The sequence below is a fragment of the Flagellimonas rhodophyticola genome (assembly GCF_049332665.1).
GTDB lineage: Bacteria > Bacteroidota > Bacteroidia > Flavobacteriales > Flavobacteriaceae > Flagellimonas.
The window spans coordinates 683,126-698,373 of record NZ_CP186326.1; the positions used below are offsets into that span (position 1 = coordinate 683,126).

Below are 15,248 nucleotides of genomic sequence, written 5' to 3' on the forward strand. Positions count from 1 at the left end.
TGTTTTCAGGACAATTCCAAGCTAACAGGTATCTTGGTAGTAAATAAGACCAAAGTTGGAAGCTTACAACAACATTATAAAGAAACTGAACGAGTTTAGTAGAAAGTTCTACTTAAAACGTTTGGTGAGCGGAAGTATTTTATTTCTGGCGCTAGGACTTCTTTTTGCTTTGGCTATAATGTTCTTGGAGTATTCGCTTTGGCTGAACCAGAATTGGAGATTGTTTTTGTTTGTTGTTTTCGTTGCTGTGGAGCTGTCTCTTTTGTATAAGTTTATTTTGACTCCTATATTTTACCTCTTCAAATTAAAGAAGGGCTTGTCCAATAAGGAAGCATCAAACCTGATTGGCAAACACTTTCCAAATATAGACGATAAGTTATATAATCTATTGGAGCTTTCCGAGAACAATAACAAGTCTGAGTTGTTATTGGCGAGTATCGAGCAAAAGAGTCATGACCTGAGTAAGTTTAGATTCGCAAATGCTATTGATTTTAAAGACAGTCTAGGTTATATTAAGTATGCTGTAATTCCTTTGATAATACTTGGCATTGTCTGGATCTCTGGGAATATTGTGGATTTTGTTAATTCGTACACTAGGGTTGTAAACTATGATGTGGCATATGAACAACCGGCGCCCTTTACATTTAGGTTGTTAAATGAGAAATTGGAAGTGCTCGACAATGAGGCATTAACAGTTCAGGTGGAAACAATCGGGGATGTTAAACCGGAGAACGTGTTCATTGTGGTTGATAGTGAACAAATGCTGTTGCAAAAGACTGAAGGGATATTCACTTACAAGTTTGAGGCTCCCGTTACCGAAAGCAATTTTTACCTTACCGCCAATGGGTGGGATTCTAGAATTTATTCTGTAAAAAGCTATAGCACCCCTTCACTTGTTGATTTCAAGATGAGCTTGAATTACCCTGGCTACCTAAACCGGCCTTCTGATGTTGTTACAGGAACCGGTAATGCCGTTGTTCCTGAAGGAACAAGTGTTACATGGGAGATAGAAGGAAAGAATGTCGAAGAAATTAAGATGTCGATAGTAGATACATCAATTGTTTTTGTCAAGGATGGAAATGTTTTTACAAAGAGCCGTCGAATAAGTAACGATTTCATGTATGAATTGAGCACTTCCAATTCTAATGTTGAAAGCTTTGAGAGACTTGGATATCAATTAGAGGTAATTAAGGATGCTTACCCTGTAATTCAAGTTGAGCAAATAATGGACTCTATTAATCCGAACCAATCATTTTTCACAGGGCAGGTCTCCGACGATTATAAGGTTAAAACCATATCTGTTGTTTGCTACCCCTTGGATGATAGAGAAAATGTTCAGCGTATAGTTCTGGAATCACCTAATTCAAATGTGCATCAGTTCTACTATACTTTTCCGTCAGGTTTTCAATTGGATGAAGGGAAGAATTATAAATTGTTTTTCGAAGTACTTGATAATGACGGACTTAGAGGTGGTAAGGTTGCAAGGAGTAGGCTCTTTGACACATCGTTATATGACGATAATCAGCTAAAAAACAGAGAGTTAGGTTTTCAGGAAAGCGTTTTAAAGAACTGGGATAAATCACTCGAAAAGTATAGGGAACAACAAGAAACACTCTCTAGAATCAATGATAAGCAAAAGGAGGGTAGCAGCATAGACTTTGATGATAAAAATGAAATAAAGGACTTTTTAAAAAAACAGGAAGAGCAGGATAAATTGATGGAGAAATTTAGCCGGCAATTGAAGGAGAGCTTGAATAACGATGAGTCTTCTGATGAAATGAAGAGAATGCTTCAAGAAAGGTTAGAGCGGCAAGAATTGGAAGCGAAGAAGAATGAAAAGCTTCTGGAGGAATTGAATAAACTATCGGATAAAATTAACAAGGAGGAGTTAAAGAAGAAACTGGAAGAGCTGGGTAAAAAGCAAAATGCCGGAGCAAGAAATTTAGAGCAGATATTAGAGCTTACAAAACGATATTATGTTACGGAGAAGATGTCTCAACTATCCAAAGAACTGGAAAAGCTTGGTGATAAACAGGAGAAATTAGGCGAGCAAGATAAGGCGGAAAAGGAAGTTAAGAAACAGGAAGAGCTTAATAAAGAATTCGAAAAACTTTCAAAAGAGATAGATGATTTGAAACGGGACAATGCGGATTTGAAAAAACCAATTGAAATTGATGTGTCTGATAAAAAACAGGAATCTGTTAAAAAGGATCAAAAGGAAGCTTTAGAGGAATTGGATAAGAATGATAAAGAGGTTCAAGATGAAGAAGGGGATAAAAATTCTACTACCAAAGCATCCCAAAAGCAAAAGTCGGCAGCGCAGAAGATGAAAGAAATGAGTAAGTCAATGCAGCAAAGCGCCGCAGGCGGGGGTGGTTCATCAGATGCCGAGGATGCCGAGATGCTAAGGCAAATTCTGGATAATCTTGTTACTTTTTCTTTTAAACAGGAGGGCTTACTTGAGAATGTTGAGAATGCTGACGTTGATGTTTCCCAATTTTCAAGAACAGTTCGAGACCAAAAGGAGTTGAAGAGATTGTTTGAACATGTTGATGATAGTTTGTTTGCACTTTCCTTACGGAGGGCAGAGCTGTCAGAGTTTGTCAATGAACAGATTACGGAGGTATATTATAACATAGATAAATCGTTAGAAAGTATTGCGGATAATCAAATTTTTCAAGGGGCTTCCCATCAACAATATGTTGTTAATTCCACTAATGCTTTAGCGGATTTTTTAGCAAATGTTTTAGACAACATGCAGCAAAGCATGCAGTCCGGTCAGGGAAGTGGTCAGGGTGGAGGTGATTTTCAATTGCCGGATATAATAGAGGGACAAGAGGGAATTGGAAAGAAGATGAATAGCGAGGGCGAGGGACAAAGTGGTGAATCTGGGAAACCGGGCAAACAGGGACAGGTTAAGGAGGGAGAGTCTGGCCAGGAAGGCAATGGGGGGAACTCAAAAGATAGAGATGGTTCGGATAAAGGTGGCGATGGAAGGAATGGAGCCGGCGAGAACGGGCAAGGGGAAAATGGCCAAGATGGAGACAATGAAATGGGGTTGAGCGAGATTTATGAGATATATAAGGAACAACAGTTTCTGAGGGAGCAACTGGAGAAACAGTTAGAGGATATGATAGATACTGCCGACAGAAACTTGGCAAAGAAGTTGATCCAGCAAATGGAAAATTTTGAGAATGACCTTTTGCAAAACGGTATCACACAACGAACACGTAGCAAGGCTAACACCATACAGCATCAACTGTTGAAATTGAAGAACGCTTCTTTAAAACAGGGTAAACAAAAGGAAAGAAAAAGCACCACTAATCAAGGCCAGTTTACGAATCCAATTATAACTAAACCTGGGGTGCTGGAGGAGCTTGGCAATGATGTTGAAATATTAAATAGACAAGCATTACCTTTGCGGCAAAATTACGACAAGAAGGTAAAGGTTTATTTTAAGAATGATTGATTTCCATTTTGAAACAAACTTCAGTTTAAAAGAACTAACGCAATACTCCGACTGGATAACTAGGATTATAGAATCTGAAGGGAGGGAAACGGGTAAGGTTGACTACATATTTTGCTCAGATGATTATTTGTTGGAGATGAATCAAAGATATTTAAACCACGACACTTTTACTGATATTGTTACTTTCGATTACTCTGAGGAAAAGCTTATTTCGGGAGATATATTTATCTCGATTGATAGAGTTAAAGACAATGCGGTTAGCTTTAATGTTGATTGTCAAGAAGAGCTTTTACGGGTTATGAGTCATGGAGTATTACACCTTATCGGTTATAAGGATAAAGGTGAAGACGAAATTAAATTGATGCGAAAAAAGGAGAACGAAAAGATTAAATTGTTCCACGTGGAACCATAGATATGTTTGAGAAGGAATATGATGTTATAGTTGTTGGTGGAGGTCATGCAGGGGCAGAGGCGACGGCTGCCGCTGCTAACATGGGCTCCAAGACATTGTTGGTCACGATGAACCTGCAGACTATTGGGCAGATGTCATGTAATCCGGCTATGGGTGGCATAGCTAAGGGACAGATTGTTAGGGAGATTGATGCACTTGGTGGGTATAGTGGGATTATTACTGATAAGTCTGCCATACAGTTTAAAATGCTCAATAAGTCTAAAGGTCCGGCCATGTGGAGTCCTAGGGCACAGAACGACAGGATGCGTTTTGCTGAAGAATGGCGATTAGCTTTAGAGAACACCCAAAATGCGGATTTCTATCAAGAAATGGTTTCCGGCTTGTTAGTAGAAAAGGACAGGGTTGTGGGGGTTAGGACATCTCTTGGAATAGATATCAAGGCAAAGGCAGTTGTACTGACCAACGGCACTTTTTTAAACGGCTTAATCCACATTGGGGAGAAGCAATTTGGAGGCGGCAGAGCTGGTGAAAAGGCAGCAACGGGTATAACCGAGCAATTGGTTGATTTCGGCTTCGACAGCGGAAGAATGAAAACTGGTACGCCACCTAGAGTGGATGGAAGATCATTGGATTATTCTAAGATGATTGTGCAACCAGGTGATGAAAGACCCGATAAGTTTTCCTATCTAAAGACTCCTATTTTAAAAGAACAGCGGGATTGTCATATGACGCACACAAGTGCTTTAGTTCACGATTTGTTACGTGAGGGATTTGACCGTTCACCAATGTTCAATGGAAGAATCCAAAGTATAGGACCACGATATTGCCCGTCCATAGAAGATAAAATAAATCGCTTTGCTGAGAAAGACTCGCATCAAATTTTTGTAGAGCCAGAAGGATGGCACACTGTTGAGGTCTATGTGAATGGTTTCTCTACATCACTTCCAGAGGATGTACAGTATAAAGCACTGAAGTCGGTTAAAGGATTTGAAAATGTAAAGTTCTTTAGACCAGGTTATGCAATTGAATATGATTATTTCCCTCCAACACAACTGAAGCATACTTTAGAGACAAAATTGGTAAGCAACCTATACTTTGCAGGTCAGATCAATGGAACCACAGGATACGAAGAGGCGGCTTCTCAAGGGCTGATGGCTGGAATAAATGCGCATTTAAAAATAAACGAGAAAGAGCCTTTTATATTAAAAAGAGATGAGGCATATATTGGTGTTCTTATAGATGACCTAATCACTAAAGGAACGGAAGAGCCATATCGTATGTTTACATCTAGAGCTGAGTATAGAACTTTACTTCGTCAAGACAATGCCGATCTTAGGCTAACCCCAAAAAGTTTTGGGATTGGTTTAGCAACCAATCAGCGCATGGAACTAATGGAGAACAAACAAAAGCAATCAGATAGTTTTGTCGAGTTTTTTAGAAAGACAAGCTTTGTTCCTGATGAGATTAATCCGATACTTGAGTCTGTTGCCTCTTCGACGGTTAAACAATCCGATAAACTTTTTAAAGTATTTTCTAGACCCAAGGTAACAATGGATCATATGTTAAGCTTGGGTTCAGTTTCTAATTTTGTGAAAGAGAACCAAATTAATGCTGAAGTTTTAGAACAAGCTGAAATTCAGGTAAAGTATGCTGGATACATCGAAAAGGAAAAAAACAATGCCGATAAGCTACATAGACTTGAAAATGTGAAGATTCCAGAAGGGTTTGACTATTCCAAGCTAAAATCTTTGTCTTTTGAAGCTAGAGAAAAGCTGGAAGCAATAAGACCGGTTACTATTTCTCAAGCTTCACGGATAAGCGGGGTCTCCCCATCTGACATAAGCGTCCTTCTTGTATTTTTAGGGCGATAGGTATTTTTTGTTCCACGTGGAACAATTTTAATCACTCCTTTTAGGGACTTTATGGCTTGGTTTTTGATTCGATGATACAAATCGATTATCAGCCATGCGTAAAATGCTACTACCATTAATATTTCTAATGGCTTACAATTCATGTATCCCATTGAGGATAGCCCCAACAATTAAAGACTATAGGGTTGTTAAAGGGAAGAAATTTAAAAAAGGACTTCCAAAGAAAACCATGTTCATATTTGAAGACCCAAAAGAAGAAAATGAGTTTTACGACTACATCAACACAAAATTTGATTTGAATGACTACTATGTAGATGTAGAAATTCCATTTGAATTGGATGGGGAAGAGTTCTTTTTCTCTTTCTATGAGGTAGAAATACCAACCAAAACGATAAATCTCATTCCTTTGGTTATGGATGGAATCCTCAGTCAAACTACTGAAATGGATCCGGTGTTCGAAGATGTTCATACTTCAAGAATTGGAAACTGGTATCTAGCAATTGAAGTTTTTAGTGATAAAGAACAAGATTGCTTACATGAAAACTCACCCTATAAACAAAAGCTTTTAACGTATCTTGGTCAACTGAAAAATGAGTATTTGAATACAGTCAATTATAATGAAGTTGTTTTTAAGAACTAAGGATTTTTCAGTATCCGGGGAAAGTTTCGATCTGCATTATGATGCAGAACTTGATATGCTTGTAACACAGCCCCAACCAAATGATACGGCCTCCTATTATAATAGTAAGGAATATATTTCCCATACGGATTCCGTGGCTTCACTGACGGATAGATTATACCAGTGGGTAAAGAGGTACAACATTAAAAAAAAGATTAAAATAGCTGATAATCAGATAGTTAAATCTAAAAAACTCTTGGATTTTGGTGCGGGAACAGGTGATTTTTTGATTGAATCAAAGGCTAATGGATTCGAAATCAATGGAATAGAACCAAGTAAAATAGCCAGAGACAATGCTTTAAAAAAGGGGATACAGTTGTTTTCCCATCCCTCTGAAATTGAAGGAGAGAAGTTTGATGTAATTACTTTATGGCATGTTCTTGAGCACCTACCTAATTTGGATGATCAGCTAAAACTATTTAAAAACTTGCTGAATGAAGATGGGACTTTGATTATTGCCGTTCCGAACTATAAATCTTTCGACGCTAAGCATTATGGGCAGCACTGGGCAGCTTATGATGTTCCTAGACATTTATGGCATTTTTCAAAAACTTCAATTGTACGTCTTTTCGACAAGCATGATATGGAAGTCATATCCGTTAGACCAATGCTTTTTGATGCTTTTTATGTTTCACTACTTTCCGAAAAATACAAAGGCAGCAAAATTTATATGATAAAAGCTTTCGGTATCGGTCTTTGGTCAAACATCAAAGCGTATTTTTCAAAAGAGTATTCTTCCCTTATTTATATCATTAGACGAAAAACTAGCTTTTAGGTGCTTTCTATGCAGTTTTATACCAATGATAAGCGAATTCTCTCCGCATAAAGAGAAACTAGCTCTAAAGGCCATTTCCGCAGCCCGACAAAATCAACATTATTGATTTAAAACCACCAGGGCAATAATTATTTTCTATTGACTCACAAACCAACCTTTAGGATTACTTTGGGGATAATAACAACCATTAAAAAAGCTTTTCTATTTTTGCGCATCATTAAATAAGAGAAATGAAAAAAAGCATAGTATTACTAGTAGTTGTTTTAATAACAGCTTCTTGTCAACAGGACAAAATTGGATATGTAGACAATGTGAAGCTAATGGATGGCTACCAAGAGAAGGTTGATGTCGAAGCTAAGTTCAAGGCTAGAGCAGAAGTATTGGGAAAAAAGAGGGATAGTATTTCCCAGGCATTTCAGATAGAACTTCAAGCATTCCAGGCAAAGGCGCAAAAAATGTCACAGAAAAGTGCTCAAGAAGAATATGCAATATTGCAGCAAAGAGGACAATTTGTTGGCCAACAATTGCAGCAAGAGGAACAACAACTGCAAAAGAACAGTCAAACAGAAATGGATTCTTTGGTGAGTAAAGTAAAAAAAGAAATTAAAGCTTATGGCGAAGCAAATGCCTATACCTACATTCTAGGAGGTGGAGATGGTGGCGCAGTATTATATGGAAAAGATGCGCAGAACCTTACCGATGCGGTGCTAAAAATCTTGAATGATAAATACAAGAAATAAACATAGTAGAATCACAAAATTGAAAAGCCCACTCTATTAGAGTGGGCTTTTTTGTTTCCCTTTGCCAAATATATCCCAAAACCCAACGAGGATTTCTTCTAATTTTGTAGCTTAAATGTGCTCTAAAATAAGCCATGGCCAATTGTATTTTTTGTCGAGTTAAGAGTGGTCCAAATTCGTTTTTTTTGACCTGTATACTATGGAGCTTTGCTTTGTCTTCACAGATTTCAGATGATTATACTAGAAATGGGCTTGAACCAGAAAAAATATACTTACAACTCAGTTCAACTAAATTCACCACAAATCAAGATATATGGTTCAAGGCGATTGTCACAGACTCCAGAGACCATCTTCCAACCGAACGGAGTGGAGTACTTTATGTTGACTTGATTGACTCCAATGGCGAAATTGTTTCACATAGAATAGTTAAGCTAACCAATGGCATTGGTCATGGTTCCTTTAGGATTTTTCCAAAGTTTAATGGTCAATTTTTGATAAGGGCCTATACACAATGGAATAGAAATTTTGGAGAAAATCATATGTTCAAACAAGACTTAATGGTTTATCAGCTGACCAACCAAAACAGGCTTGGTTTGCAAGCTGCCCAACATGAGCAAAGCAAACTTCAGTTATCTGGTTCGGTTGAACCTCATGACAACATCGATTTGCAATTTTTCCCTGAAAGCGGCAAAATGGTTCATGGACTCATGAGCAAGGTGGCTTTTAAAGCCATAGGTTTTAATGGAAAAGCGAGAAAAGTTAATGGAACTATTTTAGATGATAGGGGAAAGGAAATAGTCGCTTTTGAAAGCAACTCCCTAGGCATGGGTTTTTTCTATTTAGTACCTGATAGCACCAAACACTATCGCGCACAGTTGATTTCAAAAACCAATTTTAGCACAAAGAGGATAATCAAATTACCAAAGGTGATGCAGCAGGGTAGCATTATATCTATTGAAAAAGTACCGAAAAAGTTAAGACTGCGTATAACCTCAACCAATCAAAATGATAGTATCGCTGTTAAGGTGAGCTGTAGAGCTGTGGATTATTTTCTTATTGAAGGAAAACTGGAAAATGGAAAACTTGTTTCCGAGGTGCAGTCAAAAAGCCTTCCTGATGGAATCATCGTTTTTACATTGATTAATAAAGAAGGTAAGTCAATTGCCGAGCGACTTGTTTATAATGAATCCGGTGATGAACTTCAGCTCAAGCTGTCCACCGATCAAAGGGAATATGACCGGCGTGCAAGAACAAAGTTGAATATTCAGCTTGCAAAAAGTGGTGAGGACCCATCATTTGCAAATCTTTCAATTAAGGTGATCAACAAAAACTTATGGCGTAAAGGGTTGGACAGATCCATTCGATCATATTTTTATTTAGAATCCGAACTCAGAGGTGTCATTGAAAACCCAGGGCATTATTTCAATAAAACAAACCCTAGCCGTAACACTGATTTAGAAGTATTACTGCTAACACAAGGTTGGCGCAACTACAAATACCCAGCTAAAAAACAAGGAAATCAATTTTTTTGGCCCGAGCCTGGGCTAATGGTAAAAGGTAAAGTCAATATCACTTCCTCTAATAACAAAAAAGAAAATGAGTTGGATTTGACATTGACCACCTTTGGGAAGGAAACCACCATATATACCCAAAGAACAGATAACCTAGGGAACTTCCAATTTTTGTTGGACGATGCATTTGGTCAGCCCATAAAGACTTTGCTAAGTGCTGATAAAAACGGGAAAAGAATAAAAAACCACACCATAATAATAGATACTTTTTCAAAGCCGAAAGCTGTTTTTAAATACAATCCTTTTCTGCAAGAGGGAGATACTACGGCTTCCCTCTTTTTGGAAGGAGAAAAAAGAAGGAAAAGAACAGAAGAAATATTGGATTCGCTTTATGGGGTAACTCAACTGGATGAGGTAATTGTTGAAGATTATAAACTGGATTCTGAACGAATTAAGTTCTATGAAAAATATGGAGTGCCGGATGTTATAATTCGAGGAGATTCATTGGTGCAACGACAAAAAAAATGGACTTACGGGTTATATAGTATTCTGATGGCCAATTACGGCAATGAAGTTCAGATAGAACGGTATTCGGATGGTTTTATGCTAGCACATATTGCAGGAGGGCCAACTTTGTTGATGGTGGACGGTAGGATGATTCAGCGACATGAATATGATTTTGTACCTCAAATGCCAGCAGGAATTATTGAAAACATAGAATTGATAAAATTTGCTAAATTCTTTAAATCCAGGTATTTGACCGTATTCCCAGAAACCAATGTTTTACAAGCACCATATGTGGGCCATATTATTTCTATAAACACAAAGGGGAAGATAGGCCTTCAAGGTACGGTTAAACCAATACATGAGAATTTCGATGCTACAATAGAAGTTTTCTCGCCAATAAAGGAATTCTATTCACCAAAATATGATGTGGACATTCCTAGAAATGAACAACAGCCCGATTTACGGTCATTGATTTATTGGAACCCAGATTTGATTTCCGACGGGACGGGAATGGTGTCCGAAAGTTTTTATAATGGAGACATTCCTGGAGATTACATCATAAGTGTTGAGGCAATTTCCGATGAAGGGGCCATTGGCCATGCGACAATGAAATTCTCGGTTAAAGAATAAATAACGGGTTTAAAAAACCCTATTGTAGGAGATAAATCAAAAAGATGGTGGGAATAAAATATACAACGATTGTTTTTGCGCCTTCATAATCCTTAGCTACACGTTGCCCCAAAAGCAAAAATAAAAGAGTTATAGCAGAAAGTAGTGCTCCGCAAAAGGCCATATCGCTTTCTCCCGCGGCAATAAATTGAAAAGCACCAACAGCGCATAAAATTCCAGCAACCATTTCCAGCAATAATATAATTCCTAACAGGACAGGCACCGCTCCATTAAAAATGCTTTTGGAGAAATGACCAATAAGCCAAGTCAGGTTTCCCTTCCAGTCCATGATTTTGTCAATACCACTTTGCAAGAAGGTAATGGTTAAGAAAAGCAGCAGTAAAATTTGGGTGGTATTTGTGAAGATATATTCCATGGTCAGTTATTTTTTAGGCCGCCTTTGTATGCAAAAGACGTGTTAGTTTTATCGACAGATCTGTAAATATAATTTTGGAGTTCCCATTCCGTTCCACGTGAAAAATAGCCTTTTCCAATTCCTCAACAATTTGCTCAATATTGTTCTCATGGACAAAAGGAGCAAACTTCGAAAGATCAAACTTTTCCAGATGTATCTTTAGATACACGAGCTCGTTCGCTTGATAGTTTAACAAAAGTGCCTGCCGCATTGCCCTTAAACAGTAATTTAAAAACTGCTTTTGGACTTCCCTTCCCGTTTTGGCCACTTCATCACTCCATAAAATCAGTTCTTGGATGGCACCCTTATTTCCTTTGGCCTTAAAAGCACTCCTTACCCATTGCACAAACCAACGCTCAAATACGAGGTCTTCCGAATCATTGTTCATCAAATCCAGAGCTTTGTTAAAATTACCATTCGCCTCATGTGCAATGGAATTGGCTTCGGACTCTTCTAATCCCTTGTTAAGTAAACCTTCGACAATTGCACTCTCCGAAAGAGGTGGAAAATGTAAAATCTGGCATCGCGAACGGATAGTGTTTATAATTTGCTCTTCATCTTCAGCAATTAAAAGCAAGACCGTTTTTTCTGGGGGTTCCTCGATTAACTTCAAAAGCTTATTGGACGCTGAGATGTTCATCTTTTCAGCCATCCAAATAATCAGAATTTTATACCCGCCTTCATAAGACTTCAAAGCTAGTTTCTTCACCACATCCAAAGCTTCGTCAACGCCTATCTGTCCCTGTTTTTTTTCGGTTCCAATAAGCCGATACCAGTCAAACAGATTTCCATAAGGCTGTTCTTTTACAAACTGTCGCCAATCATCCACATAATTATCACTTACTGCATGGGATTTTATCTTATCAGAATTGGCTACTGGAAATGCAAAGTGCAGATCAGGATGAGTAAGCGAATTGCACTTGGTGTTGCAAAGAACATTTTCCCCTTCATTCTCCCCTCCGGAATTGCTACAAAGCAGATACTGCGCATACGCTATGGCCATGGGCAGCGTTCCACTGCCTTCCTTTCCCACGAACAATTGGGCATGGGCTACCCTGCCAGATTTAGCTGTAGACACCAAATGACTTTTGATGTGCTCAAGACCCAAAACTTCTTTAAATAGCATATTTCAAAGATACATTTTTTAGGTTCTGGTGTATGAAACACTTTTTTTGTTGGAACTTTAAAAATATGGCCAGCTGGCCCAAGTAGAAAAGCAGGAAATCTTTACATTTGATCTTGCATAAAATCAAACAGATGAAGACCATAGACGATTATAATTTTGAAGATAAAAAAGCCTTAATACGTGTCGATTTCAATGTTCCATTGGACGGGGAGTTTAATGTAACAGACACCAGTAGAATTGAAGCCGCAACCCCAACCATTTTAAAAGTGTTGGAAGATGGTGGAAGCGCAGTGCTAATGAGTCATTTAGGCAGACCAAAAGGACAAGTGAATCCTGACATGTCACTATCCCATATTTGCGAAAAGGTTTCTGAAATTATTGGAGTGCAGGTAAAATTTGTAAACGAATCTGTAGGAGATGAAGTTGCTAAATCTATTGCTGAACTCCAAAATGGAGAAGTGCTATTGTTGGAAAACCTTCGATTTCATGCTGAAGAAGAAAAAGGAGACGAAACTTTTGCCGAGGCCCTATCCAAAAATGGAGATATTTATATAAACGATGCCTTTGGCACAGCACATAGGGCGCACGCCTCAACGACTATCGTTGCCAATTACTTTCCTGGAAATAAATGCTTTGGATATCTGTTGGCTAAAGAGATCAAGTCTATTGAAAAAGTAATGCAGACTGGAGAGAAACCTGTTACTGCAATTTTAGGTGGAGCAAAAGTATCTTCAAAAATTACCATTATTGAAAACATTCTTGATAAAGTCGACAATTTGATTATTGGAGGGGGAATGACCTACACCTTTGTCAAAGCACAAGGAGGTCAAGTAGGAGACTCTATTTGTGAAGATGATAAAATGGAATTGGCGCTTAGTATTTTGAAGCAAGCCGATGCCAAGGGAGTAAAAATTCATTTGCCAGTGGATGTTCTTGCAGCTGATGCTTTTGACAATGAGGCAAATACTCAGTTTGTGGACGTAAATGAAATTCCTGATGGATGGCAAGGGCTTGATGCCGGACCGCAATCCTTGGAAAACTTCAAAAAAGTGATTCTGGAATCGAAAACGATACTGTGGAACGGGCCAGTCGGAGTTTTTGAAATGGAAAATTTTGCAAAAGGCACTAAAGCCATTGGAAACTTTATTGATGAATCTACACAGAATGGTGCTTTTTCGCTTGTAGGCGGAGGTGATTCCGTTGCCGCGGTCAAGCAATTTGGCTTTCAAGATAAAGTGAGCTACGTTTCTACCGGAGGGGGCGCCATGCTCGAAAGTTTGGAGGGAAGAACCTTACCTGGGATAGCTGCAATATTGAGCTAATCCCCACGTTATGAACTAATAGGCAAGGCGCTATTTTAAGAGATGTTTTAGACCGAAAACTTTAATATTTCGGAAAAAAACACCATTTTCGTTTGCCCCAAAACCAAACCTTGTCCAAAATGAACCAAAAATTTAAAATCGCCTTTTCGGCGACACTACTCTTTTCAGCTTCGCTTCTTTGCGCTCAAGAGGCTGATTCCTTAATTGTAAATCAGCAAGAAGCCAAAAAGGAATTGCCTGCTGATTTCAATAAAGATTCTCTTTCAATCCAGTCAATAGGAAATCTAAAAATCACTTCAGATCAAATTGATGGGCAACCAATTGTAAAAGCGGATAAGGACAATAAGTTCAATCTAAGAGATCTGCAAGAAGCTAGGAATTATGATAGTTTGTGGTTGAAGGAGTTGCATGCCAGTGCACAGTTGTTTAGCGAGATGTTGTTAGAGGTTCAAAACCCGTCAACCGAAGAATTTGACATTGTGGATTTGCCCACAGATACGTTAAAGGCCCGATTGGCACTTATGGATGAAAAAACACCTTTCAATATTTCCTATAACCCATCCTTGGAAAGTGTGATCAAATCATTTTTAGTTCGGAAAAAGGATTTGATGCAGCGCATGATTACGGCAAGTCAATTTTATTTTCCGCTTTTTGAACAAGAATTGGACAATAATGATATTCCGCTAGAAATAAAATATTTGGCCATTATTGAGTCAGCGCTGAATCCAAGAGCTAGGTCAAGAGTAGGCGCAAAAGGACTGTGGCAATTTATGTACAGCACAGGTAAAATGTACGGTCTGGAGGTAAGCAGCTATGTGGATGAGAGACATGACCCGATTTTGGCAACAAAAGCGGCAAGTAAATATTTGGCCAAACTGCATGATATTTTCAATGATTGGGATTTGGCTTTGGCAGCGTATAATTCAGGCCCTGGAAATGTGAACAAAGCAATCAGACGATCCGGAGGATATAAGAATTATTGGAACATTCGAAGAAACCTTCCACGTGAAACAGCAGGATACCTTCCTGCGTTTCTGGCAACAATGTACCTTTTTGAGTATGCTGAAGAGCATGGTTTACAGTACAAAAAGGCCGAACGCCCCTATTTTGAAACCGACACGGTCCATGTAAAAAACGTTATCACTTTTGATCAGATTTCGAAGTTGGTGGATATAAGTGTTGAAGAATTGGAAATGCTGAATCCATCTTACAAATTGAACATTATTCCTAAAATTAAAGGAAAAACATATACGCTCAGATTGCCGATCACCAAAATTGGCAAGTTTGTGAGCAATGAGGAAGCGATATATGCCTTCGCAAAAAAGGAATTGGATTCTTCGGAAAAACCTTTGCCACAATTGGTTGAGACAAAAAACCAAATAAGGTACAAAGTGAGAAGTGGTGATTATCTTGGTAGGATCGCTGAACGTTATGGCGTTGGTGTGAGCCAAATTAAAAGATGGAACGGCTTAAGAAGCAACAATCTGAGAATTGGCCAGCGACTTACAATTTTCCCTAGAAAACCATATATCTCAAAGCAAGCCGTAGCGAAAACGAAGACATCTAAATCAAGTTCTGGAACTGTGGCTGGTGGGACAAAAGTACATACAGTGCAGGAAGGTGATTCGCTTTGGACCATTTCAAGAAAATATCCTGGGGTTTCTATTGAGAATTTACGAGAATGGAACGGTCTTAGTAGTAATAACCTAAAACCTGGCACAAAACTGAAATTGTGCGATTGTTCTTCGTAAA

Annotated in this window: 11 protein-coding genes; 9 read left to right on the top strand and 2 right to left on the bottom strand. The window is 38.4% G+C overall.

Features of this window, described 5'->3' with window-relative positions; translation table 11 throughout:
- The first annotated feature begins 55 nt into the window (after positions 1-55).
- From ACOKFG_RS03050 to ACOKFG_RS03080, 7 genes are all read left to right on the top strand, one after another.
- Entirely contained in the window at positions 56-3,469 is a 3,414-nt protein-coding gene (locus tag ACOKFG_RS03050; RefSeq protein ID WP_422861836.1) for a hypothetical protein, read from the top strand.
- Entirely contained in the window at positions 3,462-3,881 is a 420-nt protein-coding gene (ybeY, locus tag ACOKFG_RS03055; protein ID WP_422861837.1) for an rRNA maturation RNase YbeY, read from the top strand. Before ACOKFG_RS03050 ends, ybeY begins: the two co-directional genes overlap by 8 nt.
- Before the next feature lie 2 nt (positions 3,882-3,883).
- On the top strand, positions 3,884-5,752 hold the full coding sequence (mnmG, locus tag ACOKFG_RS03060) for a tRNA uridine-5-carboxymethylaminomethyl(34) synthesis enzyme MnmG (RefSeq protein ID WP_422861838.1): 1,869 nt from the start codon (positions 3,884-3,886) through the stop codon (positions 5,750-5,752).
- Positions 5,753-5,846: 94 nt separating this feature from the next.
- The gene (locus ACOKFG_RS03065) at positions 5,847-6,392 is read left to right on the top strand and encodes a hypothetical protein (protein ID WP_422861839.1); all 546 of its coding nucleotides are present in this window, start codon (positions 5,847-5,849) and stop codon (positions 6,390-6,392) included.
- Entirely contained in the window at positions 6,370-7,206 is an 837-nt protein-coding gene (locus ACOKFG_RS03070; protein ID WP_299487006.1) for a class I SAM-dependent methyltransferase, read from the top strand. The genes ACOKFG_RS03065 and ACOKFG_RS03070 overlap by 23 nt, the downstream gene beginning before the upstream one ends.
- A gap of 230 nt (positions 7,207-7,436) precedes the next feature.
- On the top strand, positions 7,437-7,946 hold the full coding sequence (locus tag ACOKFG_RS03075; RefSeq protein ID WP_299487004.1) for an OmpH family outer membrane protein: 510 nt from the start codon (positions 7,437-7,439) through the stop codon (positions 7,944-7,946).
- A 185-nt stretch (positions 7,947-8,131) separates the two neighbouring features.
- Complete coding sequence (locus ACOKFG_RS03080) at positions 8,132-10,594, top strand: hypothetical protein (RefSeq protein ID WP_422861840.1); 2,463 nt, start codon at positions 8,132-8,134, stop codon at positions 10,592-10,594.
- 19 nt (positions 10,595-10,613) lie between these two features.
- Here the strand turns inward: ACOKFG_RS03080 and ACOKFG_RS03085 are convergent, their stop codons facing one another.
- Entirely contained in the window at positions 10,614-11,009 is a 396-nt protein-coding gene (locus tag ACOKFG_RS03085; RefSeq protein WP_298792804.1) for a DoxX family protein, read from the bottom strand.
- A gap of 13 nt (positions 11,010-11,022) precedes the next feature.
- Complete coding sequence (locus ACOKFG_RS03090; RefSeq protein WP_298792806.1) at positions 11,023-12,174, bottom strand: DNA polymerase III subunit delta'; 1,152 nt, start codon at positions 12,172-12,174, stop codon at positions 11,023-11,025.
- A 131-nt stretch (positions 12,175-12,305) separates the two neighbouring features.
- Here ACOKFG_RS03090 and ACOKFG_RS03095 point away from each other — a divergent pair, with 131 nt between their 5' ends.
- Together ACOKFG_RS03095 and ACOKFG_RS03100 are read left to right on the top strand one after the other, a co-directional pair.
- On the top strand, positions 12,306-13,496 hold the full coding sequence (locus tag ACOKFG_RS03095) for a phosphoglycerate kinase (protein ID WP_422861841.1): 1,191 nt from the start codon (positions 12,306-12,308) through the stop codon (positions 13,494-13,496).
- Positions 13,497-13,615: 119 nt separating this feature from the next.
- Positions 13,616-15,247 (top strand): LysM peptidoglycan-binding domain-containing protein, encoded by a 1,632-nt coding sequence (locus ACOKFG_RS03100; RefSeq protein ID WP_422861842.1) that lies wholly within the window; start codon positions 13,616-13,618, stop codon positions 15,245-15,247.
- The last annotated feature ends 1 nt before the right edge of the window (position 15,248 follow it).